General features: G+C 57.5%; 14 protein-coding genes. 12 read left to right on the top strand and 2 right to left on the bottom strand.

The window, feature by feature from the left end; all coding sequences use genetic code 11:
• Window positions 1-573 precede the first annotated feature (573 nt).
• The 12 genes from BN1190_RS13470 to BN1190_RS13415 all read left to right on the top strand — a co-directional run bounded on the left by BN1190_RS13470 (window position 574) and on the right by BN1190_RS13415 (window position 20,894).
• The gene (locus tag BN1190_RS13470) at window positions 574-1,524 is read left to right on the top strand and encodes a nuclease-related domain-containing protein (protein ID WP_040287516.1); all 951 of its coding nucleotides are present in this window, start codon (window positions 574-576) and stop codon (window positions 1,522-1,524) included.
• A gap of 297 nt (window positions 1,525-1,821) precedes the next feature.
• Window positions 1,822-2,169: a YhdT family protein gene (locus BN1190_RS13465; RefSeq protein WP_052461890.1), complete on the top strand. Its 348-nt coding sequence runs from the start codon at window positions 1,822-1,824 to the stop codon at window positions 2,167-2,169.
• Window positions 2,166-3,608, top strand: coding sequence for a sodium/pantothenate symporter (gene panF, locus BN1190_RS13460; protein ID WP_040287515.1), 1,443 nt, complete (start codon window positions 2,166-2,168; stop codon window positions 3,606-3,608). The genes BN1190_RS13465 and panF overlap by 4 nt, the downstream gene beginning before the upstream one ends.
• 155 nt (window positions 3,609-3,763) lie before the next feature.
• A complete protein-coding gene (locus BN1190_RS13455; RefSeq protein ID WP_052461889.1) occupies window positions 3,764-6,010 on the top strand; it encodes a 5'-nucleotidase C-terminal domain-containing protein in 2,247 nt (748 codons plus the stop codon).
• 231 nt (window positions 6,011-6,241) lie between these two features.
• Window positions 6,242-7,741, top strand: a complete 1,500-nt coding sequence (locus tag BN1190_RS13450) for an N-acetylmuramoyl-L-alanine amidase (RefSeq protein ID WP_040287514.1) — start codon at window positions 6,242-6,244, stop codon at window positions 7,739-7,741.
• A 424-nt stretch (window positions 7,742-8,165) separates the two neighbouring features.
• On the top strand, window positions 8,166-10,100 hold the full coding sequence (locus BN1190_RS13445; RefSeq protein WP_144036116.1) for a S8 family peptidase: 1,935 nt from the start codon (window positions 8,166-8,168) through the stop codon (window positions 10,098-10,100).
• 1,707 nt (window positions 10,101-11,807) lie between these two features.
• A complete protein-coding gene (locus BN1190_RS13440) occupies window positions 11,808-12,884 on the top strand; it encodes a C40 family peptidase (RefSeq protein ID WP_040287513.1) in 1,077 nt (358 codons plus the stop codon).
• 84 nt (window positions 12,885-12,968) lie between these two features.
• On the top strand, window positions 12,969-15,083 hold the full coding sequence (locus tag BN1190_RS13435; RefSeq protein ID WP_040287512.1) for an S-layer homology domain-containing protein: 2,115 nt from the start codon (window positions 12,969-12,971) through the stop codon (window positions 15,081-15,083).
• Between the two features lie 659 nt (window positions 15,084-15,742).
• Window positions 15,743-17,047: a hypothetical protein gene (locus tag BN1190_RS13430; RefSeq protein WP_040287511.1), complete on the top strand. Its 1,305-nt coding sequence runs from the start codon at window positions 15,743-15,745 to the stop codon at window positions 17,045-17,047.
• Between the two features lie 160 nt (window positions 17,048-17,207).
• Window positions 17,208-18,605, top strand: coding sequence for a YfcC family protein (locus BN1190_RS13425; RefSeq protein WP_040287510.1), 1,398 nt, complete (start codon window positions 17,208-17,210; stop codon window positions 18,603-18,605).
• A gap of 22 nt (window positions 18,606-18,627) precedes the next feature.
• Window positions 18,628-19,785: a M20 metallopeptidase family protein gene (locus BN1190_RS13420; RefSeq protein WP_040287509.1), complete on the top strand. Its 1,158-nt coding sequence runs from the start codon at window positions 18,628-18,630 to the stop codon at window positions 19,783-19,785.
• A complete protein-coding gene (locus tag BN1190_RS13415; protein WP_040287508.1) occupies window positions 19,782-20,894 on the top strand; it encodes a mandelate racemase/muconate lactonizing enzyme family protein in 1,113 nt (370 codons plus the stop codon). The genes BN1190_RS13420 and BN1190_RS13415 overlap by 4 nt, the downstream gene beginning before the upstream one ends.
• 268 nt (window positions 20,895-21,162) lie before the next feature.
• Here BN1190_RS13415 and BN1190_RS13410 read toward each other — a convergent pair whose 3' ends face one another.
• Window positions 21,163-22,749: a hypothetical protein gene (locus BN1190_RS13410; protein WP_040287507.1), complete on the bottom strand. Its 1,587-nt coding sequence runs from the start codon at window positions 22,747-22,749 to the stop codon at window positions 21,163-21,165.
• A gap of 564 nt (window positions 22,750-23,313) precedes the next feature.
• Complete coding sequence (murJ, locus tag BN1190_RS13405) at window positions 23,314-24,819, bottom strand: murein biosynthesis integral membrane protein MurJ (RefSeq protein WP_040287506.1); 1,506 nt, start codon at window positions 24,817-24,819, stop codon at window positions 23,314-23,316.
• Window positions 24,820-24,826: the final 7 nt, after the last annotated feature.

The raw sequence follows: 24,826 nt of genomic DNA, 5'->3' as shown, positions 1-24,826 counted from the left end.
AGGAGTGCCGAACCGCTCAATTCGAGCGGCTAAGCGCTCCTTTCTTCTGCCGAAGCGCTCCATTCCGCGCGCAAACCGCTCCATTCGCCCGGCTAACCGCTCAATTCCAGCGCCGAAGCGATCAATTCCGCCTGCCAACCGCTCCATTCCCGCGGCAACAACCCTGTGCCTACACGCCGAAATGGCCGCGACCAATCCAGCACTCCCATGCGCAAAGACCAAACCAAGACTAGCTTGTCGGGCTCCGCTGGCGCTGCGCCTTTTCTGTTGGGGAAGGGGGGGCAAGAGTGCCGAACCGCTCCATTCCGCGGTCGAAGTGATCCATTCCACTGCCGAACCGCTCCATTCGCCCGGCTAAGCGATCATTTCCGCCGCCGAACCGCTCCATTGCCCTTGCTGACCGATCAATCCCGTCGCCGAACCGCTCCATTCCTCCAGCTAACCGCTCAAATCCAGCGCCACATTTCCCGTCCAATGAATTGGACATTTTTCGTGATAATTCGGATTTGCCACTTTCCATATCTTTTGTCAGGCAGATAGGCTACACTAATAGAAAAATTAAGAGGTGATGAATTGATTTACAAATATCGTTCTGCGTCTTTGCTGCTCAGCGGGCTTCGCGCATTAGAGAGACGGCTGCCAAGACAGCATGAAAAATACCCCTATATCGCTGAAGAATTGTACAACACCCAAGCAGGCTATTATGGTGAACTCGAGTACGATCGCTATATGAAAGAGGTAAGGACCGCCCACCCCCATGCTATCCTTCATGACCTCTACCTGCACCACGACGGCATCCATTTCCAAATCGACTCCCTTTACATCTCCCCTGAATCCATCACCATATCAGAAATTAAAAACAGAGCTGATCAAATCAAAGTTACCGCCAAACCTACACAGTTCCTGCAAGTGGACAAGCAGGGAAGTACAAAAATCATCCGCAGTCCCATTGCGGAGATCGAACGCAAGAAACAATTTTTGGAGAAATGGCTGCACCAGCGCAATTTCCAAATCCCCGTAACCGGCATCGTTGTGTTTGCGTACAACAACCAAATGATCATTGAGGGCGAGCCGTCACTGCCGATCATGAGTTCTTACGACGCACCGACTTATTTCCGTGCACAAATTGTAGAGAACTATTTACTAACAGGGGCCGAAATCCAGAAGCTTGCCAATGCACTGATCGGTGCGCATCGAGAGTTCAATCCGTTTCCTTTGCTGTCCTATTATAAAATTGCACCAGATAACTTGAAGAATGGCGTTTTCTGTTCGGACTGTAAACAACCTTGCGTTATGATGTGGATGAACAGGCGCTGGCAATGCCGCTCGTGTGGCAAGCGGGAATCGTCCAGTCATCTTGCAGCTATCGATGAGTGGTTCATGCTCATGCCGGGGAAGCTGACCAATAAAGCCTTCAGTAAATTTGCCGGAATACCCAATCGTCACACGGCAAAACGAATGCTGGCCCAATCGATGCTCCGTCATCAGGGAATCGGACGGGGAAGCCGCTATGAGCCTCTCTGAATTAAATCATATAAGTTTGTGGGCGCCGCATTCGCTGCGCCTTTTCTGTTGGAGAGGCGGTGGGGCGAGGTGTCGACCGCTCCATTCGGCGGGCGAAGTGATCCATTCCACTGCCGAACCGCTCCATTCGCCCGGCTAAGCGATCATTTCCGCCGCCGAACCGCTCCATTCACCCCGCTGACCGCTCCATACTCCAGCCCAACCGATCAATTCCGCGCCCCACCCCTACCCCCACAACCCAAAATAAGCTATACTCAACAAAACAGCACCACTTCCACAAAAAGGAGGTCATGCACCATGTCCCAGCAGCACAACACCACCCGCCCGAAACAAGACCCGCGCTTTAAAACCGCGCACAAGGAAGCGTGGATCGGCGCCGCGCTCGCCGTGTTCAACTTCGTCTGGTGGTACGGCTTCGCCTACGGGCTCGGCAGCCGGCCAGTCGACGAGTATACCTACATCCTCGGGCTCCCGGCCTGGTTCTTCTGGAGCTGCGTCGCCGGCTTCGTCCTGATGTCCATCATCACCGTCGTGCTCGCAAAATTCGTCCTCACCGACATGCCGCTCGACGATGACCCGAGGTACCAACCCGATGCCCTGCACAGCGGGAACGACACCCCCACCAAGAAAGGACCGAACTCATGAACATCGGCGTACTCATCCCGCTCATCATCTTCCTGATCGCCATCTTCGCCATCGGGTTCATCGCCTCCAAACAAATGGGCAGCGGCGGCGGCTTCCTGCAGGAGTACTTCCTCGGCGGCCGTGAACTCGGCGGCTTCGTCCTCGCAATGACGATGGTCGCGACGTACGGCAGCGCGTCGAGCTTCCTCGGCGGGCCCGGCACGGCGTACACCGTCGGCTTCGGCTGGGCGCTGCTCGCAATGACGCAGGTCGTCACCGGGTACTTCGTCCTGCTCGTGCTCGGCAAGAAGTTCGCGATCCTCAGCCGGCGCTATGACGCCGTCACGATGATCGACTTCCTGAAAGCGCGCTACAACAGCCCGGCGGTCGCGATCCTGTCCGCCATCGCCATCATCGTCTTCCTGTTCTCCGCGATGACCGCGCAGTGGGTCGGCGGCGGTCGGCTCATCGAATCGCTCACCGGCCTCAGTTACACGTCGGCGCTGTTCATCTTCGCCGTCAGCGTCCTCATCTACGTGACGATCGGCGGGTTCCGCGCCGTCGCGCTCACCGACGCCGTCCAGGGCGCCATCATGGTCGTCGGCACGCTCGTCCTGCTGATCGGCGTCATCATCGCAGGCGGCGGCATCCCGGCGATCATGCAGGATCTGGTCAATGAAAACCCGAACCTCGTCACGCCATTCGGGGCCGACCGGAGCCTCACGCCGGCCTACGTCTCGAGCTTCTGGATCCTCGTCGGCGTCGGCGTCGTCGGCCTGCCGCAGATGGTCGTCCGCACGATGAGCTACAAGAGCTCCCGCGCCATGCACCGCGCGCTCGCCATCGGCACGATCGTCACTGGCTTCATCATGCTCAACATGCACCTGATCGGCATCTTCGCGCGCCCGGTCCTGCCCGGCATCGACGTCGGCGACAAAGTCATCCCGCTCATCGCGCTCGACGTCCTGCCGCCGTGGCTCGCAGGCATCGTCCTCGCCGCCCCGATGGCCGCCATCATGTCGACCGTCGACTCGCTGCTGCTGCTCGTCAGCTCAGCGATCGTCAAGGACGTCTACTTGAGCTACGTCAGACCGCAGGCGACCGAGAAACAGGTCAAAACGCTCAGTTTCGGCATCACCGGCGTGCTCGGCGTCATCGTCTTCCTGCTCGCCCTGCAGCCGCCCGACCTGCTCATCTTCCTCAACCTGTTCGCGTTCGGCGGGCTCGAAGCCGCCTTCATCTGGCCGATCGTCCTCGGACTCTATTGGAAGTATGGCAATAAAACCGGCGCTCTCGCGTCCATGGTGACCGGTATGGCATCATACATCGCCATCTACCTGTACAACCAGGCGAACGGCGACCTGCTCGGCGTCCACGCCGTCACGATCCCGGTCGTCCTCTCGCTCGCCGCCTTCGTCATCGGGAGCCTAGCTGCAAAACGCGAACCGTTCCAATTTTAATCCAAGCCTTCCGCACATCCGCGGAGGGCTTTTTTAAGTACATGTAAACTCCGTAAAGACTTATCAAATAACTTCGAAAACAGCTAGCCGGAACTCTCATAAACTGATATGATAGGTCTGCATGTCCAAACTACTAAACTAGGGGGCACAACCGAATGAACAAACACACGAAATTCCTGGCCACTGCCGTTACAGCTGCAGCTGTCGCGTCCGCAATCGCGGTACCGAGCGCTTCTGCAGACACATCGAAATTCACAGACGTCTCCGACCGCTATGCGGACGCCGTCAACTTCCTCTGGGCGAACAATATCACCCAAGGTGTAAGCGCTGACAAGTTCGGCACGGCATCCGACGTCAAACGCGCGGACGCCGCCGTCTTCCTCGCGAAACTCATGGGTCTCGAACCGGGCGGTGTATCCACGGACTCCGGGTTCACCGATGTGCCGAAATCCGCGAAATGGGCCGTCGACGCACTGAAGGACCAAGGCATTGTCAGCGGGAAGAGCGCAACAAAATTCGGCGCGAACGAACAGCTGACACGCGGGGAAGCCGCTGCCATGATCGTCAGAGCAGCGAAACTCCAAGTCGACATGGACAAGACGTCAACCAAATTCACAGATGTCAACAAACGCTTCGCCCCATACGTCCAGGCCCTCGTCGACGAAAAGATCGCAAACGGCAAGACGGACAAGATGTTCGGCACATCCATGCCCGTCACGCGAGGCGAACTCGCGATGCTCCTCAACAACGGCAACGCGAAATTCGGCTACCTCGACCTGTTAGTCATGCACATGAACGACCACCACGCGTACCTCGACAACTTCCCGTACATCGCGAATGTCGTCCAGGATCTGCGCGCAACGCATAAGAACAGCCTGCTTCTCCACGGCGGGGACGTCTTCTCAGGTGATCTTTATTGGAATAAATACAAAGGCCAGGCGGACGTCGTCATAATGAACTACCTCGGCTTCGACGCCGTCACTTTCGGCAACCATGAATTCGACGAAGGCGGCACGCCGGACGGCCACGCGGCACTCCGCAACTACATCCTCGGTGCGCAATTCCCGGTACTCGGCGCAAACCTCGACTTCAAGGATGATGCGAAACTGAAGAGCCTCTACAAAGGCGGCATCGCGGAAAATGCAGGTGGCGGGGAAATCTATGACGGCAACATTGTCATGATGGATGGTCAGAAAGTCGGCATGTTCGGCCTGACGACGGAAGACACGGTCAACATCTCAAGCCCGGCGGACGTCGACGTCCTCAGCTACATCACACGCGCGAAAGAGACAGTCGCAGCACTGGAAGCGCAAGGGGTCGACAAAATCATCGCGATCACCCACGTCGGTGTGGATGAAGCAGCACCGTCAGGCAGCGACCAGACACTCGCGAAAATGGTGCCCGGCATCGACGTCATCGTCGGGGGCCATACGCACACGGCACTGAAAGAACCGATCACCATCACCCATGAGTCAGGTGACAAGACGCTGATCGTCCAGGCAGGCCAGTACGGGGACTACGTCGGCAAGCTCGACGTGAAGTTCAACCCGAAAGGCGAAATCTACTGGAACCACGGCGAACTCATCAAGATCGATCCGAAGACAATGACAGCCGATCCGCAAGCGGCCGCAGTCCTCGCACCCTTCAAAGCAGGGAAGGAAGAGCTGAAGAAGGAATCCATCGGTGTCACAACGGATGTCGACCTGAGCGGTGCGCGTGATTCGAACGCAGAAGGCACATCGAGTGTCCGTCACAACGAGACGAACCTCGGCAACCTGATCGCGGATGCGATGCTGTCGAAAGCGAAGACACTTCCGGGCATGGAGGAAGCAACAGTGGTCGCCATGCAGAACGGCGGCGGAATCCGGACGAGCATCGAAGCCGGTGACATCACGGTCGGCAGCATTGCGCAGGTCCTGCCATTCGGCAACCCGCTCGCCATCGTCAAGTCGAACGGCAAGGAAGTGAAAGAGGCGCTCGAGCGCAGTGTGCGCGGCGCATTGATCGCTGAAGGCAAAGGCCTGAAAGAGGACGGCGGGTTCCTGCATGTCGGCGGCATGAAGTTCACCTATGACAGCACGAAGGAATCCGGTAAGCGCGTCATTGACGTCTTGGTCAAGGAAGGCGACAAGTACGTGCCGCTGGAAGACGACAAGACGGTCTACATCGCAACGAACTCCTTCACAGCACGCGGCGGGGACGACTATGACGTCTTCGAAAGAGCGTCCGCAGAAGGCCGCGTCTCCGACCCTGGCTTCTCCGACACGCAGAACCTGATCGAATACCTCCAGTCACTCGGCAAGGAAATCAGCCCGAAAATCGAGGGACGCATCATCGACGTATCGCTCGAAACGCAGCAAAATGGATACAAAGTTCCAGCTGAAGAACCAGCAGGGAAATAAAAACATCACAAAAACGCCGGATTCTTCTCGAAATGAGAATCCGGCGTTTTCCACGAAACCGCGTGAGCATAACGTCTAAGCAAGCAAGCGTTTGTCGAACGGGTACGAATGACCAGTCGAAAATGGCGGAAACTATTAAACTACCCGAATTTGGGCCGATAGAAACATAGAGAAATACAAAGAATTGTTGTATCCTTTACGGTAACGACAAAAATTTGGAGGATTGTACCATTGAAGAAACTTGCAGCATGCCTCACCCTGTCCCTCGCAGCGCTTGTCCCATTCGGACAAGAGTCCCAGGCAGCCACTACATTCACGGACGTCGGCACGACCCACCGGGCCCAGGCGGAAATCTACTACCTGGTCGATGGAGGCATCACTGGAGGTGTGTCCGCAACACGGTTCGTCCCGGAACAGCAAGTGACACGTGATCAGGCGGCAGCGATGCTCGGCCGCACACTCAACTTGAACGGTGAAATGCGGTCGACGAACTTCAAGGACGTCGGTTCGAACAACTTCGCATCCGGCTACATACAGCAGCTCGTCGACAAAAACATCATCTCCGGCTATCCGGACGGCTCCTTCAAGCCGAAAAACACACTGAGCCGCGGTGAAATGGCGATGCTCATCAGCCGCACTTTCGATTACAAGTCAAGTTCGGTCAGTGCAGCCGCAAGCTCCCTCATGAACAAAGGGATCGCAGCGGGAGTCGCAGACGGCACTTTCGGTGAATCCCAGACCATCAAACGTGCGGACTTCGCCGTGTTCCTCGCGCGTTCCATCAACGCGGACTTCCGGACAGCGAACTCCGAGAAATTCGACACGGACGTCTACGTCAATGTACAAGACGGCACGAAACTCAACATGCGCAAAGGACCGGGCGTCGACTATGCCGCCATCAAAACGATCCCGAGCGGCAAGATCGTCTCCTACGCATATTCCGTCGGTGACTGGGCATACATCACGTCCGACAACGTCAAAGGGTTCGTCCACTCGGCTTACCTCCAGCTGGACAAGCCGACCGACAATCCGGAAGTCGTTCCGCCAACACCGCCAGTGACGAAGCCGGATCCGATTCCGACACCGCCGGGCAAGAAGCCGCTGAAGGATATCGTTGTTGTCATTGATGCCGGACACGGCGGTAAAGACAGCGGGGCACCAGGCAACGGATTCCTGGAGAAGAATATCACGCTGAACGTCGCCAAAAAGATGGAAGCTTACTACAAGAATGTACCAATCCAAGCGAAGATGACCCGATCGGGCGACACATACCCTTCACTTGATGCTCGCGCAGCATATGCGAAAAAAGTGAACGGCAGCATTTTCGTCTCAATCCACACGAACTCGCACACAGGCAGTTCGGCAAACGGAACAGAGACGTTCTATTACAGCCGTTCCGCAGCAGTGAACCCGAACGTGGCCCAGTCAAAAGCTCTCGCACGCTATACGCAGAACCGTATGCTGGAAGCGTGGGGCCTGACCGACCGCGGTATCAAGGTCGGAAACCTGGCTGTCCTCCGTCAGAACACAGTTCCGGCCGTGCTTGCAGAAATGGGCTTCATCACGAACAAAAAAGATATCGGCCTCATGGGAACGGAAGCCGGACGCCAGAAACTCGCAAAAGGCCTGTTCCTCGCAACACTCGATTACTACTATTACTACGAAGGGCGCACAGACGTCCTGCCGCTGTACAAAACAGTCAACGCTACACCAAGCGGCAAGCTCCACTGATGTCCCGTCCCACCCGTTCTCCGGAGCGGGTGGGATTTTTCTATACATACGGCGGGGGACAGACGGTTGCGACCATTCGCGTCCTTCCGCGAATTGCGCGGCCGCCTGGCACCCGATGAACGGGAGAGCCGATGAACAGAGGGATAGCCCCGCAAACCCGGCTCCATCTCTTTTGGCACGTAATCTTCCACTGCATTTGTGCCGCTCGCAGGAGAAAGGAAGCCTCTCACTCCATCCGGGTGTCTGTGCACGCCACAATTCGCGGAAGAACGCGAATGGCTGTCGTGCACAGGCACCCTGGGGGCAGTAGGGATGTACCGCTCTGCACCCCTCGCAAACTTTTTCTCCCCAACCATGTCCAAGGTGGACTCGGACGGGGTATAGAGTCATAATATACATACCAATCCATCAAAGGAGTGATCACGTGAGAAAATTTGGAATGGCGGTCGTGCTCATGCTCGGTCTGCTCGTGCCAATCCACGCGCATGCAGCAGAGCAGACCGACTGGCTGCTGAAAGGGTCCGCAGATGAACTGGACGCCATCGCGCAGGAGATCGGACCGTTCACACAGCAATTCAGGCAGGCACCGCTCGGGCAGATCAGCCTGACGCAAGAGGATATCGCACTCATCCGGCAACAGTATCCGAACGTCGAACTTTATCCGAACCATACCTATGAAGTGGCCGCAGCGACCGAAGCACCTGCCCCTCCTTCACAGATCACCTACCCGAAACGCTTCAGCCTCATCAACACCACACCGGACGTGATCGCTCCCTACACGGGCAAAGGCGTCAAAGTCGGCGTCCTCGACAGCGGCATCGACACGACCCACAGCAAACTGAACGTCAAAGGCGGCTTCTGCGCACTGCCGAAAGCCGAATGCGCGGCAGGGACTATCCCGTATGCCGATGACCTCGGCCACGGCACCCACGTCGCCGGCATCCTCGCCGCCCAGAAAGCGAGCAACGGCACACTCGGTGTCGCACCCGGCATCGACCTGTACGCCATCAAGTCCATCAACCAGTACGACTCCGGCACAACGGCGGACATCATCGCCGGTGTCGAATGGGCCATCAACAACAAGATCGACATTCTCAACATGAGCATCACGACGAACCGCAACGACCTGGCGCTCAAGCTCATGCTGGAGAAAGCATACTCGAAAGGCATGATCCTCATCGCAGCATCGGGCAACGAGGAATTCGGCGACAACAAGGACTCCGTCCAATATCCGGCGAAATACCCGACGATCATCGCTGTCACGGCTGTCGCCAACAATAAAGAACGGTTCCTCGAAGCATCGATGGGACCGGAAGTCGAACTTGCGGCACCCGGCGTGGAGATCTTCAGTACATATCCGCGGGCGCTCGATGACGACGGCAAGAAGGACGGCTACTATGACCTGTCCGGCACATCCATGGCAGCACCGCATGTCTCGGGCATCGCCGCGCTGCTGAAAGAGCGGTTCCCGGACATGACCAACATCCGTATGCGCTCGATCCTCGCGAACGCCGCGGAGGACCTCGGCACCAAAGGGCGCGACCGCCAGTTCGGCTACGGACTCGTCCGCTACCCGGCGAAAGTCGAGGAGATCCCGATGATGACGCAGTACACGCAGAAAGGCAAAGTCATCTTCGAGCTGTCGAACGCCGACAAGACGACCGTGCGCCAGCTCAAGATCGAGGGCCGCGAAATACCCGAGCAGTCCCCGGGCAAGTGGGAGACCTACCTGCTGTCGGGCACGTACCACGGCAAGTACGCCATCATGACGAAAGCCGGCCGCCAGATCCAGGAAGACATCATCCTCAAGATCGACGGCACGAACTACAAGGACGTCAGCGGGCTGAAATGGTACGCCCCGCAGATCGCCTATCTGGCGGATAAACAGATGATCTACGGCTTCAACGACAACACGTTCCGTCCAGACAAGAAGATCACACGCGCGGAAGCCGTCGCGATCATGGGCCGGGCCGCGGGACTCAACGGTGAAAAACGGCAGACGAAGTTCCGCGACGTCAGCCCGAACAGCTTCGCCTCCGGCTACGTCCAGTCCGCGCTTGAGACCGGACTGCTGAGCGGCTTCCCGGACGGTACCTTCCGGCCGAACCAGGCCGTCTCCCGCGGTGAAATGGCGCTCCTCCTGCAGAAAGCGTTCAAGCTGCAGGCCGACACCAGCCTGAAATCGCCGTTCAAGGACATGACCCCGAACGTCGCCAGCTATGACGCCGCATTGGCACTGACCCAGGCAGGCGTCACCAAAGGCTACCCGGACGGCACCTTCAGACCGCAGGAAACGATGACCCGCGCCACCTACAGCGTCTTCCTGGCCAACGCCGAAAACCCAGCGCTATTCAAATGAAACCTCGAAAACCGCGTGCTCCCCGAGGGGAGCCGCGGTTTTTTGCATGCCGCTGCGCCGCCAGGACCGCTCCCTTCCACCGGACAAGCGCTCCATTCCCGCCGCTAAGCGCTCCATTCGCCTGGCCAACCGATCAATTCCACAGCTAACCGCTCCATTACACCGGCCAACCGATCAATTCCACAGCTAACCGCTCCATTCCGCCATCCTAAGCCCGCGGCCGCCGCTGCGCCGTGCAATTCCCCAATCCTCGCGGCCATCCCGCTCCCCAAACCCGTTGAATGGTCGGCTCCGCTGCGCTCCGCTTTTCCTGTCGGAGGAATCGCTCAAATCGCTTGGCCAAGCGCTCCATTCCCACCGCTAACCGCTCCATTCCGCCATCCTAAGCCCGCGGCCGCCGCTGCGCCGTGCAATTCCCCAATCCTCGCGGCCATCCCGCTCCCCAAACCCGTTGAATGGTCGGCTCCGCTGCGCTCCGCTTTTCCTGTCGGAGGAATCACTCAAATCGCTTGGCCAAGCGCTCCATTCCCACCGCTAACGGCTCAATTCCACGGCTAACCGCTCCATTCGCCTGGCCAACCGATCAATTCCACAGCTAACCGCTCCATTACACCGGCCAACCGATCAATTCCACAGCTAACCGCTCCATTCCGCCATCCCAAGCCCGCGGCCGCCGCTGCGCCGTGCAATTCCCCAATCCTCGCGGCCATCCCGCTCCCCAAACCCGTTGAATGGTCGGCTCCGCTGCGCTCCGCATTTCCTGTCGGAGGAATCGCTCAAATCGCTTGGCCAAGCGCTCCATTCCCACCGCTAACCGCTCAATTCCACGGCTAACCGCTCCATTCGCCTGGCCAACCGCTCAATTCCACAGCTAACCGCTCCATTACACCGGCCAACCGCTCTATTCCGTTTCAGGACCGCTCCATTCCGCCATCCTAAGCCCGCGGCCGCCGCTGCGCCGTGCAATTCCCCAATCCTCGCGGCCATCCCGCTCCCCAAACCCGTTGAATGGTCGGCTCCGCTGCGCTCCGCTTTTCCTGTCGGAGGAATCACTCAAATCGCTTGGCCAAGCGCTCCATTCCCACCGCTAACGGCTCAATTCCACGGCTAACCGCTCCATTCGCCTGGCCAACCGATCAATTCCACAGCTAACCGCTCCATTACACCGGCCAACCGATCAATTCCACAGCTAACCGCTCCATTCCGCCATCCCAAGCCCGCGGCCGCCGCTGCGCCGTGCAATTCCCCAATCCTCGCGGCCATCCCGCTCCCCAAACCCGTTGAATGGTCGGCTCCGCTGCGCTCCCCATTTCCTGTCGGGACGTGGGGGAAGGGGAACCGCTCGTTGCGCAGAAGAAGCCCCCAGGGTACCTGTGCACGACACCATTCGCGTCCTTCCGCGAATTGTGACGTGCACCGGTATCCCGGGTAGAACGAACCTGCTGCCCACGCGTTCCGTTCAGCCGAACCCGCCCGTTTCTCGGGAGTACCCGCCCATTCCGCTACGCAACCCCCCGTTTGCAGAGGGAATCCATCATCAAAACCACCAATTATATAGCGGGCTTCATCAAAATAGACACAATTCCGTCACTTGTAATGAAACTGTAATATAAGCATGCAACCTTTTCTGTTACCATAGAAGCAAGTAAACATTACTAGTTTGTAAGGTACATAGAAGCAGTCCAACATCCTAAATCGAGGTGCGAGATGAAAAAGCGAATCGTCGTGTTTTTGGCCTTTGTGCTAGCAATTGCAAGCGTCTTCACTGTCCTGCCGCAGAAGAGCAGCGCGGCCGTCTCGGGAAGCAGCATCGTCGCCTATGCGAAGAAATTCGAAGGGGTGCCATACTTGTTCGGCGGCTCCACACCGGATGCCTTCGACTGTTCGGGCTACATCCTCTACGTCTACAAGCAGTTCGGCATCAGTCTGCCGCGCACATCGGAAACCCAATACAACGTCGGCACAGCCGTACCGCGCAGCGATCTGCGCGCGGGAGATCTCGTATTCTTTGAAAATACATACAAAGAGGGAATCTCGCATACCGGCATCTATATCGGCAACGGAGATTTCCTCTCCGCGAAAACCGGCGGTGTCGGCATCGCGAATCTGGACACGCACCCGTATTGGGCGCCGAAATATGTCGGTGCCAAGCGGGTGACAGGGGTTGCAGCGCCTGCACCTGCAAAGCCGTCGGCACCAGCGCCAGCGAAACCGGCACCGGTAAAACCAGCTCCGGCGCCACAGCCGTCCGCCTCATTCAGCGACGTCGCGGTCAAGCACCCGGCATTCGACGCGATCGAAGCACTGACGAAGCACGAAATCATCAGCGGCTTCAAGGATGGTTCGTTCCAGCCGGACACGCAAGTGACACGGGGACAAGCCGCCACGATGATCAACCGTGTGCTGAAGCTGCGTCCGCGCTTCCCGCTCAGCTACAGCGACGTCCCGGCGAACCACGCGTTCGCGAAAGACATCTCCGCCATGAGCGACGCGGGCATCCTGAGCGGCTACGAAGACGGCATGTTCGGCATGTACGACCCATTGACGAAAGCGCAGCTCGCGATCATCCTCGACCGCGCCTTCAGCATGAGCCAGACAGCGTCGAGCCTGACGACACCGCCGTACATCGATGTACCGGTCACATACCGTGCAGCCGGTGCGATCAGCGCTCTGAAGAAGATGGACAAGACATCCATTTTCCAGACAAAGGAATTCTCGATCCAAGCGAACGCCACACGTGCACAATTCTCCGCCGCGCTCTACAGCGTCGGCAACATCCAGTAAGACAACAAAATGCCGCCCCGGATTCCACATGCAGGGCGGCATTTCTTTGTAAATCACCACCCATCCAGAAGGAGGCACCATCCTATGAAACACACACACATCGCCGCGAAACTCGCAGCCGTGCTCACCGCATGCCTGCTTCTAATCTCCCTGTTCATCCCTGCCACGAAAGCACACGCCGATGAACTCTCAGGCCGCACACTCGAGAAGGAACTCCGTGAAATGATCGACAAAGGGATCCTCTCCGGCTACGATGACGGCACCTACCGCCCGACCGAACAGGTCTCCCGCGGCCAGTTCGCCGCGTTCATAGCCCGCGCCCTGAAACTGCCCGAAGCAGCCGGCAGCTTCCAGGACGTCCCAAAGAACAGCAAACTCGCCAAAGACATCTACCGTGTCCAGCAGGCCGGCATCATGGGCGGCTACAGCGGCGGCATCTTCAAGCCCGATGCGCCGATCACACGCGAGCAAGTCTCCCTGACGATGATGAACGTCCTGAACTACAGTGAAATGGTGCTCCAGGAAACACGCATCGACTTCACCGACGTCAAGGAGTTCCAGTCGTCCGGCAGCATCCGTGCCGCCTACTACAACATCCGCTACGGCATCATCAGCGGAATCCCGAACAAGGACGGCTCCATGCGCTTCGAACCGAAATCGAACGCAACCCGCGAACAGGCCGCAGCTTTCATCAGCCGCTACCTGAAAGCGGTCGACGCCTACGAGCCGCCGTCGCTGCCGTCGATCCCGGAAACACCGGAACAGCCGCCGGTGCCGGAAGACCCGAAGGATCCGGTCCCGCCGACTCCGGAACCGCCGGTCGTCACGAAAGACTACTACCTCGCGACCATTTCGAACGGCAAGCTCGTCAAGCAGTCGAAAGGCTACAAAGAGTACCTGGATGCGGCAAATGAATTCAACAGCGACAAATCCATCCAGGCGATGTACCGCGGCAACGAGATCATCCGCGTCCGCAGCGGCTTCGCATTCGGTGACAACACATCGAAGGCCGGTGCAGTGGAAAACACGATCGTCTATTTCGATAAGGACTTCAAAAAGAAAGCGACCTACATCCAGCAGGGCCGGGAAATGAAGTACCTTGGCTCGAACGACCAGTACATCAACGTCCAGGTCGGCGCGACGGAAGGGTACGTCAAGCACTCGGAAACCGACCTGATCCCGATCCAGCTCGTCACGGACCGCGACCACTACACCGTGAGTCAGTGGGGGACACTGACGCACCATACGTACAACTACATGACGAAGAAATCGGCCAGCTACTACGTCCAGCTCGCCCCGGACTTCCTGAAGAAGAACGGCACGTACTACAGCCCGGACGGCGTCCATTTCTATGACACGAACCAGCGATTCACCGGCACCTTCCTGCCGTACTTCCAATTCCTGTCCGCCCGTTCGACAACAAGCTACACAGGAGCGGAACTTGATACGCTCATCAACAAAGTGCTGAAAGACCGCGAGAAACACGGCGGCCGCTACAAAGACGCAGCGACCAAATCCAAGCTCGTCGGACTCGGCAAGGAATTCAAGAAGCTCGAAGACGACTACAACGTCAATGCACTGCTCATCCTATCCCTCGCCGTGCACGAAGGCGACTACGGCATGAGTCAAACGGCGCAGACGTGCAACAACCTGTTCGGCCTGTACAAATATGACTCGCTGACAAAACTCTGTCCGGACAAAGGGACGTTCAAGAAGCCCGGCGACAGTGCCGTCGCGCTCGTCAAGGACTTCCTGAACCCGAACTACATGGACCCGGCCAACAAACTCGACCGCGCACAAGGCGCAGCCTTCGGCAATAAAACCACAGGCTTCAACGTCAACTACGCGTCCGACCCGACATGGGGCGCGAAAGCCGGCGCGCACATGTATGAGCTGGACAAAGCAGCAGGCGGCAAGGACTACGGCCGCTACAAACAGTTCGCGTTCACAAAGCTGGAGGTCCCGACAAACGTCCGGACCGCCCCAAGCACGAACGCACCGATCCTGTTCAAGTACACAAGCCGCTACAACGGCATCTACCAGAAAACCAGCAACGGCCTGTCCCTCGGCTACCCGCTCACCGTCATTCGCTCTGTCACAGGCGACGACGGCAAAACATGGTACGAAGTCTTCAGCGACGACGCCAAAGCCAAATCCGGCTACATCAGCAGCGACGTCGTCACCATCGTCAATAACTGATCAATCGAAAGCCCCGTGCAGCCGCACGGGGCTTTTCGCGCGGGCAACCCGCCCGTTTTGCATACGACCCCCCCATTCCCGCGGGCAACCCGCCTGTTTCGCAGAGGAACCCGCCCATTCCGCCACGCGACCCGCCCGTTCCCGCGGGCAACCCGCCCATTCCGCATACGAACCCGCCCGTTCCCCAGGGTGCCTGCTGCACGACACCCGGGTAGAGTGGGAAAGCCCCTCGCTGACAGCTCCATTCCCCAAGCCAACTACATTCCCGCGGCCGCCGCTGTGCCCCGCATCTTCCCAATCCTCGCGGCCATTCCGCTCGTCAACCCCGCTGAATGGTCGGCTCCGCTGCCGCTCCGCATTTCCTGTGGGGTGGTGGGGGAAGGGAGTAACCTCGCTGACCGCTCAAATCTCGTGCTTCAACGCTCAAACAGGGGGCGAAAAGCTCAAGCAAGTGACCGCTCAATACTGCTTCCATACCGCTCCATTCCTCAAGTCCCCTTTCTGTGAGAGGCCACGTGAAAACTTTAAAACAACGCGGCTTCCTGCAGTGTTTTCCTCCCGAGTTTTACAGCACCTTCCGCTATGATAGGATAAGAGAAAGGCCGCCAGCAAGCAGGCGGCCGTACATACTGAAAATCCAGCCAGGGGTGACAATGCAGATGGTGAAAATCGCAGTATTCGGCTCTTCTGAAACAATTCAGCTCATTACAACGTTCGAAGCGGCAATGAAGAGCGTCCAACTAGAAAAATTCAGATACACCTCCGTCGATGATTTGGAAACACTCCTTCCACAAGCGGAAGCATGCGACGTGTATCTGTTCTCGGGCATTCTCCCCTACCGCCATGCGGAATGTTTGCTCGATAAATTCGATAAGCCAGCGGTCTACATGGAGGATAATGAGCTGAACGTATCTCTTACACTCCTTCATATTCTGTCGCAGAATCTATGTCCGCTAGACAAGCTGTCCATCGATTTACCTGACCGCCGCTACGTGGATGACATCGTACGCCAGCTGCGCCTGGACCCGGCCCCCGTCCACATTATGGATTTCGACTGGCTCAAAACGACCAAATGCCCGCAATTCGACGCAGACCCAATCCTCACATTCCATTCGGACCTGTGGAACACCGGAGAGACCTCATTGGCGGTCACCAGCATCCACTCCGTCTATGATCGTCTGGTGGAACGGGGGATTCCCTGCTTGCGTTTCATTGATGCGGACAGCACGGTGAGAGATGTCCTCCTGCGTGCCGAACAGGCAGGGGTCTTACAGAAAACACGACTCGCCCAGGTGGCTGTCTGTCTAATCACGGTCTCTGGGGACACACTGCAGGAAGATGCGACAGCCAAGCTAACGCCCATCCGGAAAGCCATGCAGACAGCTTCCCGGCAGGTAAATGCTGAAATCCAACAGGTCGGTCCCTTGTCGTTCGAATACTTCGGAACGAAAGGGAGCATCCAGTTTCTGCTGAACCAATCCAGTCTGCTGCAGCCGGTCATCTCCGCTGCGGACAATCTGTCTGCTACCCTTCAGGCGGGAGCCGGGTTCGGGATGACAATCACGGAAGCGAAGAAGAATGCAACAATTGCGTTATCGCATTGCAAGCCTGGCCACCACGCCTTCTTCCTGATGACCGAAAACCATGAAGTGATCGATCCGTTGGAAAGGCAGCAGGTCCGGACTCTTTCCACCACGGACAGTCATATCCGCTTTTTGGCGAACACGGCGAAAGTCAGTATCCCGAATCTCGTCAAGATGCAGCGGTTCCTGCAAGCGCGAGCCGACAGCCATTTCACGTCGGACGATATAGCGGACTACTTCCAGCTGACGAAACGGAGTGCCGAAAGGATGCTGAAAAAATACATGGACGTCGGCTGGCTGCACATCGTGGGAGAGGAACAGCCCCATCGGAACGGACGTCCGCGTGCGGTCTATCAACTGGAATTCCCTTCGGGCGGGTAATCTGCACACCCTCCGAAGGGACTGCGATCCAAAGTCTTGTCTAACGTTATTTTTAAAATAATCTAAAAATATATTGACATTTGATTTCTCCTTCTTTAGTATAATAAACAAAGTTAGCGTCCATATACCGACGTCTAGAAGCTGAAAGGGAGGGAATCAAATGAAACAGGATCAGTCAGCTAAAAAGAAATGGAAGTTCCACGTGCCTCACGTCTTTGTCATTCTATTCATCGTCATCATCTTAGCGGCAATAGCCACCTACATCGTGCCGGCAGGACAATATGACACGTTGGTGGACGACAGTGACCGGACCATCGTAATAGACGGGACCTATCATCAGGTCGAATCGACGCCAACCGGGTTCTTGGCAATCTTCCAGTCGATCCACAAAGGGATGCAGAATACGGCTGGAATCATCTTCTATATCTTCATCGTCGGCGGATCGTTCGGAATCCTGCATGCAACCGGTGCAATTTCCGCGGCTGTCGGAACGATATCGAAAAAGATGGCGGGCCGCGAGTATTGGATGATTCCGATACTCATGACATTCTTTGCACTGTCGGGAGCTATGCTGGGCCTGGCAGAAGAGACAATCCCCTATATTACAATCCTCGTTCCGCTCATGGTGCTGATCGGTTTCGACTCCATCGTGGGGGCGGCCATTGTCCTGCTGGGGACGTCAGCCGGCTTCACGGCGGCATTCATGAACCCGTTCACGGTGGGGGTGGCCCAAGGGATTGCAGGGCTGCCCATTTTCTCCGGCCTCTGGCTGCGGATCATTTTCTGGGTGATCTTCTTATCGATCAGTATCTGGTATGTCATGCGGTATGCCTTGAAAGTCAAAAAGGACCCGACGAAGAGTCTCGTGTATGGAATCGGTGAACCGATCGAGCCGGCAGGCAGTATCGAGGAAATGACCGGGCGGCATAAGATCATTTTCCTAATCCTTCTCGCGTCCCTGGTCGGTCTGGCAATCGGAGTCATCCAGTTCGGCTGGTACCTGACGGAAATCTCGGGGCTGTTCCTGCTGATGGGGATTTCGATGGGACTTGTCGGACGCATGAAGCTCGACGAAATTGCAGAGGCGTTCATCGAAGGGTGTAAAGTGCTCGTGATGGGGGCGCTGGTCGTCGGCGTTGCCAATGCCATCCTCGTCATCCTGCAGGAAGGCGGGATAATGGACACGATTTTGTATGCGTTTTCATCGACCATCGGTGAGATGCCGTCGACCTTGGCGGCAGTGGGCATGTATGCGATCCAGTGTCTGCTGAACTTCATCATCCCTTCAGGGAGCGGGCAGGCAGCACTGACGATGCCGATCATGGCACCGCTTTCCGATCTTGTCGGCGTCACACGCCAGACGGCTGTTCTTGCCTTCCAGTTCGGTGACGGGATCTCCAATATCTTCACGCCGACATCGGGATACTTCATGGCAGGACTTGCCCTTGCACGGATCCCTTGGTCGAAATGGCTGAAGTGGATCTTTCCGCTCATCCTGATCCATTACACGCTCGGTGCGATATTTGTAACTATCGCCCATCTGATCAACTACTCATAACCAATACGGAGGTGCTTCCAGAATGACGATACAGCAAGAAACAGCCGAATGGATTGTACAGCAGCGGCGATATCTGCATGCCCATCCGGAGCTTTCCCACCAAGAAACTGAAACAAAAGAATACGTGAAGCAGCAGCTCGAAAACATGGGACTCGACACATACAGCATGACCGGCAAGGATATCATTGGTATTCTGCGCGGCAAATCGGAAGGAAAGACCGTCATCATCCGGGCGGACATGGATGCCCTGCCGATCCAGGAACAGACCGGCCTGCCTTTTGCATCCAAGCATGAACACGTCATGCATGCGTGCGGGCACGACGGGCACATGGCCATCCTGCTCGGCGTGGCCCAACAGCTCGTAAACCGCACCGATGACCTGGCAGGCACGATCTTGTTCCTATTCCAGCATGCCGAGGAGGAACTGCCAGGCGGTGCAACTCAATTGGTCGAGGCCGGCCTGCTTGATGGCATCGATGCCATATTCGGTTACCATCTGTGGCAGCCGATCCCCGCCGGCATCATCGGTGTGCGCGAAGGCGCGACAATGGCGGGCGCTGACCGGTTCTCCTTCACAATACAAGGCAAGGGTGGGCATGGGTCCATGCCGCAGGATACGATCGATCCGACGCTCGCCATGTCGGCCGTGATCCTGCAGATCCAGTCGATAATCAGTAGAAGCCTCAGTCCGAGCGAAGAAGCCGTCCTTAGTATCGGCGAATTACGCGCAGGGTCAAATTACAATATCATCCCGGATAGTGCGTATGCGTCCGGGACAGTGCGCTATTTCCATAAAGAAGCCTCCCAGCATATCAGAGAACGGCTGCACACTATCATCGACGGGGTCTGCCAGGCGTATGGAGCCACCTTCGAGCTCAACTACCAGCACGGCGACCCGCCACTCGACAACGATCCCGGTCTCATCGCGTTCATGGAACAGCAGGCGAAACAGCTGTTCGGGGAAGGGCAGGTCACACGTATTGATGGCATCATGGGCAGCGAGGACTTTGCCTATTATTCAACTGAAATCCCGGCTTCCTATATCTTCCTTGGAATCGGACAGGCGGATCGCCCATACGGACACCACCATCCGAAATTCGATATTGATGAAAGCATGCTTGCCATCGGCGTCGAACTGTTCACTGAAAGTATGCTGGCGTACATGGGGGGGCAGTCATGAAAATCACATCGATCGAAGTGTTCGCCGTCCGCCTGCCGCTGAAGACACCGTTCATCATCAGTTACCATACGTATAAGGATATGCCGTCCATCTTTGTGAAATTGCATACGGACACAGGCCTGACGGGCTACGGGGAAGGGACACCGGATGAGCATGTCACCGGTGAAACGTGGGAAGGGGTCCGGGCGATCCTGGTGAATACGATCACTCCATCCGTGATTGGCATGAACCCGTTCGACCTGGAACGGATCCACGACCGGATGGACAAGGCCATCTACGGCGCCACGACTGCCAAGGCCGCCATCGACATCGCCTGCTACGACCTGATGGGCAAAGCGTCCGGGCAACCGGTATTCAACCTGCTCGGTGGGCGATATCATGACCAGCTGGAGTTCCCGAAAGTGATCAGCATCCTTCCGCCTGAGGAAATGGCGGCCGAAGCGAAAGCAGCGGTGAACGAAGGGTATCGGATCCTCAAGCTGAAAGTGGGCACCGACAGCCAGCTGGACATCGAGCGCATCCGGGCAGTACGGCAAGCCGTCGGCGACCAGATCGCCATCAAAGTCGACGCAAACCAAGGTTGGGAAACGAGCGCAGCCTCCATGCAAGTGCTAGACCAGATCAAAGACTGCCGGATCGACTGGATTGAACAGCCGGTCATCGCCTCCGACATGCACGGCCTGAAGGAAATCAAACAAAAAACGGCCATTCCGGTCATGATCGACGAAGGGCTCCACGGTCAAAAGGAAATGTACGAACTGACGGCCACACGTTCCGCCGACATGATGAACATCAAGCTCATGAAATGCGGAGGGCTGTACCGCGCCATGCAGCTCGTCCACCAGGCGGAGCTCGCCGGCTTCACGTGCCAGATCGGCTCGATGGTCGAATCCGCCGTCGCCTCAGCTGCCGGCCTGCACCTCGCGACCGCCAAAAAACGTATCCAGACAAACGAACTCGTCGGACCGCTCATGTTCAGCAAAGACATCGCCCGCTTGGACATCGACCTGCCATTCGTCCGGCTGAGCGAAACCCCGGGCTTGGGCCTCAACATCGATGAAGCGACGTTGACCGAGTTGACATACACCCACGACGTCATTGAACAATAACGAAAAGAAGTCGTGCTGCCCCTCCTGTGAACCTGACAGGAGGGGTTTACGGAATGGGGAAGGGGAGCCACATCACTGACCGCTCCATTCCCACGCAGAACCGCTCAATTCCCGCGCTAACTGATCCATTCCAACGTCAGACCGCTCCATTCTCCCGCTAACCGCTCAATACCACTGCCAAAGCGATCCATTCCACTGCCGAACCGCTCCATTCCGCCCACCAACCGCCACATCCCCCAAAAATTTCCACAAAAAAACAGGGGCGCCATCACCCCTGCTTCAAATGCTTCGTCACCTTCTCGATCAATTCCTCACCCTGCGACCGCAAATAACTGATCTTCGAATCGATCAGCGTATCGAAATACGCATTGCGCCCGAGCTCCATCTCCTCCAGCAGCGACTGCGTCTCCACCAGATCCACCAGCGTCAGCTGCGGATAATCATCGCCCGAGAACGTGCCATCCGGCCGCGCCTGGTACCACAGGTCGCCATTCTCACGGATCCAGCCGCCCTCAGACGCGCCGAACCCTTCGATGCCCGCCATCACCGACTTCGCGGCCTCCAGATACTTCCTATCCGCCGTCTGCCCATACGCCGTCAGCAGGATCTTCAGCCCGCCGAGCTCATGGTTCAGCGACGCGTGCGGCAGCTTCGTCTCCGGATCCTCATCGAAATAATCCACGATCAAAAACCCGTCGCCCGCCTCGATCGTCTCGCCTTTCTCGATCCGCGACAGCAGATAGTCCGCATACACCGGCACATACTGGCGCATATCACTGCCGTCCGCATCGAACTTCGCCGCCGTCTTCTCGAGGAAGAACGCGACATACTCGTTATACCGCGTATCCACATACGGCGCTTTGATGCCGTAGGCGTTGTTCAGCCACGCACTCGTATACTCCGTCGGCCAGCGCGTGCCGCCGAACTCCGCGATGTAGTTCAGCAAGTTCACCCGCGAGTTCAGCACCATATCCTCGAAGAACTTCGACTCCGACTTGCCGTACCACTCGAGCGCCACATCATCCTCCATCCGCCCGATGACGCGGCCGTAGCCCATCTTCGTCGCCGGATCGATCGAGAACGGCAGCTTCGTATACGGCCCGTCCTTCGTCAGCCAGTTCAGCTGCGAAAACTGGTTCTCGAGCGCAAAGTCGATCCACTCATTCTCTTCTTCAGGACCCCCGAAAAGAGGGGAGTCCGACAGCAGCAGCCACGACTCGCCGATTCCGACGCCGCCCGCCTTCAGCCCGCGCGCAAACCCGTCCGGCAGCATCGTCACATCCTGCACTTCCGACCCGAGCTCCCGCAGCTTACTCTCGCCGACATCGTACTTCTTCAGCAATTCCTTCGAGGTGAATGAATACCCGACAACCGCCTCCGCAATTGCATTGTCCTTGATCGTCAGCCGGCCATACGGATTCACCGTCGGATCCGTCCCGAACGTATCATGGTGCGGATGCTCCACCTTGCGCGGATTCCACTCCGTCGCCGTCACATCATCCGACCCATTGAAATGATACGCCGTCGTCAGCGTCACCCCGAACCGGCTGTCGTTCGCCAGACGCTCGAATACGAACTGCGTCCCGTTGCCGAGCGTCCGCTCCGTCAGCTCATACGTCCCGATCCGCTTGCCGAACCGGTGCACGGAATACACATGCGTCACTTCCTCCGCATCCTCCGTCGTCCGCTCCGTATCCTTCTCATACGACAGCGTTACCAGCCGCGGCATCTCCACCGCCACCCGGATCGCCTCCGTCGACAGCACCTGCTCCGTCTTCGTCCCCTTCACGAACACCGAGGCCGCCCCAGCCAGCACCAGCAGCGCCAGCACCACCGCAACCATCCACTTCTTCACTGAACACCCACTCCTTTATGAAAACCAAATTATATGTAATAAAACCCGGGGAAACAAAAGCGGGGAGAAACAAGCATGTCCTCTTGCCCGTGTACTTCACCCCCGCCCCCAGGGTGCCTGCTGCGCGACACCATTCGCGCCCCTCAGCGAATTGTGACGCGCACAGACACCCGGGTCCAATGGACGTACCCGCCCGCTTCGCAGGGGAACCAGCCCATTCCACGTGAGAACCCGCCCGTTCCTGGGTTCAGAAAAACCCTGAATGGTGGGCTCCGCTGCCGCTTCGCCATTCCTGTCAGATCCGTAGGGAAGGGGGACAGACACGCTCCCCAGGGTACCTGTGCGCGACACCATTCGCGTCCTTCCGCGAATGGTGACGTGCACCGGTATCCCGGGTCCAGCGAACCGCTCAATTACTGCAGAGAAGCGCTCCATTCCCCGGAGAACCGCTCAATTCTGCCGAATGACCGCTCCATTCCTCGGGCAAACCGCTCCATTCGCCGTCCGAACCGCTCCATTCCGCCAGCCAACCGCTCAATTCCCCGGCCCCCGGCGGGCGCAAACTCACCCCCGCCGCAACAACCCAACAAACCGCCTGAACCCAGCGCGATAGAACACAAACACACCCACCACATACACCACAGCACCAATCGGCACCAATATCACAAGCTGCGGAATCGGCCCAAGCGACCCCACACCGACAAACACCTTCACCGCCCACACAACCGCGCCCATCAGCACAGTCGGCACGAGCACCCGCGGCACCATCCGGCCGAACCGCGCAAGCTCAACAGAACCGAGATCGCGGTACACGACAACCATCGACACCGCGAAGAAGTACACACTCACCACAGACGTCGCAATCGCGAGCGCCGGGTAGCCGTACTTATCCACGAGCAGCCAGTTGCTCAGGAAGTTGATCAGGATCGTCGTCACACTGATCCGGAATACAACCGCCGTCTTGCCGCGCGCGTACATCGACTTCGACAGCATGAGCTGCATGCCCTGGAACACGACGACCGGCAAGTACAGCATGAGCGCAATATGCGTCTTATGCGTATCGGACGCCGTGAACTTCCCGTGCTCGTAGATGAGCGCAATGACCGAATCCCCGACGACGAACAGCCCTGCTGCAATCGGCAGCAGCGTCACGAGCGAGATCTCCATTCCGCGTAAGAACGTCTCCTTGAACTTCGCCCGGTCCTCCGTCTGCTCGCTCATGAGTGTGAAGATGATCGTCGCGAGCGTCGTCGCATAGATCGCATTCGGGATGCTGATGATCAGCGACGCATTGTTCAAATACGTCACCCCGCCATAGATCCCGGACGCAAACGCCTTGTTCACGAAGAAATTTACCTGGCCGACAACCGAGTTCAGCAGCGACGGCACAATCAGCAGCAGGAACGCGTTCCGGAACTTGATATCCATCCGGAACTCGAGCCGGTACCTGTAATCCGACTTGAACAGGTAATACAGCTGTACGATAACGCCGAGGATCGTCCCGAAGATGAACCCATACGCCAAGGAGAAGATGCCCCACTGCTCATTGAACAGCACCGCGAAGATCACCGAGAACAGTGTCGCGAGCAGCTTCGACATCTGCGACGGCACAAAGATCCGCCGCGACTGCAAATACGAATCCAGAAGCCCGCTCAAAGCGATCACCGTCATGAACGCGAAGAACACCTGCGTCATCGGCACCGCGAGCGCCGCAATCTCATCCGACATGTTGACGTACAAGATCGGCAGGAAGTACGGAGCGCCGAACCAGCCGACAAAACTGATGCCGACGAACAGGATCATCGTCCAGTTCAGCAGCGCATTCGCATTATGATCGCCCGTATCGCCGGACTTCCGGTTCTTGATATACATCGGTAAAAAGACGTTGTTGAAGCCCGTCGAAATCATCGCAACGACGAGGGTGATGAACGGGAATGCGAGGAAATACGCATCCGTCTCGTGCGACACCCCGAATTTCGTACTGACGATCGATTCCCGGAACAATCCCGACAGCTTCAGCACGAGTGCGAGCACCGCCGTCCACAGCGCCGCCTGTTTTAACTTGCCCATAGTAGTC

The organism is Sporosarcina koreensis, assembly GCF_000826145.2.
GTDB classification, from domain to species: domain Bacteria; phylum Bacillota; class Bacilli; order Bacillales_A; family Planococcaceae; genus Sporosarcina; species Sporosarcina trichiuri.
This window is presented reverse-complemented; position numbering and strand designations above follow the sequence as displayed.

Coding starts and splice junctions, on each gene's coding strand:
- BN1190_RS13440 (WP_040287513.1), top strand. CDS start 11,808: ATGAAAAAGCGAATCGTCGTGTTTTTGGCCTTTGTGCTAGCAATTGCA.
- murJ (WP_040287506.1), bottom strand. CDS start 24,819: ATGGGCAAGTTAAAACAGGCGGCGCTGTGGACGGCGGTGCTCGCACTC.
- BN1190_RS13465 (WP_052461890.1), top strand. CDS start 1,822: ATGTCCCAGCAGCACAACACCACCCGCCCGAAACAAGACCCGCGCTTT.
- BN1190_RS13430 (WP_040287511.1), top strand. CDS start 15,743: ATGGTGAAAATCGCAGTATTCGGCTCTTCTGAAACAATTCAGCTCATT.
- panF (WP_040287515.1), top strand. CDS start 2,166: ATGAACATCGGCGTACTCATCCCGCTCATCATCTTCCTGATCGCCATC.
- BN1190_RS13455 (WP_052461889.1), top strand. CDS start 3,764: ATGAACAAACACACGAAATTCCTGGCCACTGCCGTTACAGCTGCAGCT.
- BN1190_RS13420 (WP_040287509.1), top strand. CDS start 18,628: ATGACGATACAGCAAGAAACAGCCGAATGGATTGTACAGCAGCGGCGA.
- BN1190_RS13435 (WP_040287512.1), top strand. CDS start 12,969: ATGAAACACACACACATCGCCGCGAAACTCGCAGCCGTGCTCACCGCA.
- BN1190_RS13415 (WP_040287508.1), top strand. CDS start 19,782: ATGAAAATCACATCGATCGAAGTGTTCGCCGTCCGCCTGCCGCTGAAG.
- BN1190_RS13425 (WP_040287510.1), top strand. CDS start 17,208: ATGAAACAGGATCAGTCAGCTAAAAAGAAATGGAAGTTCCACGTGCCT.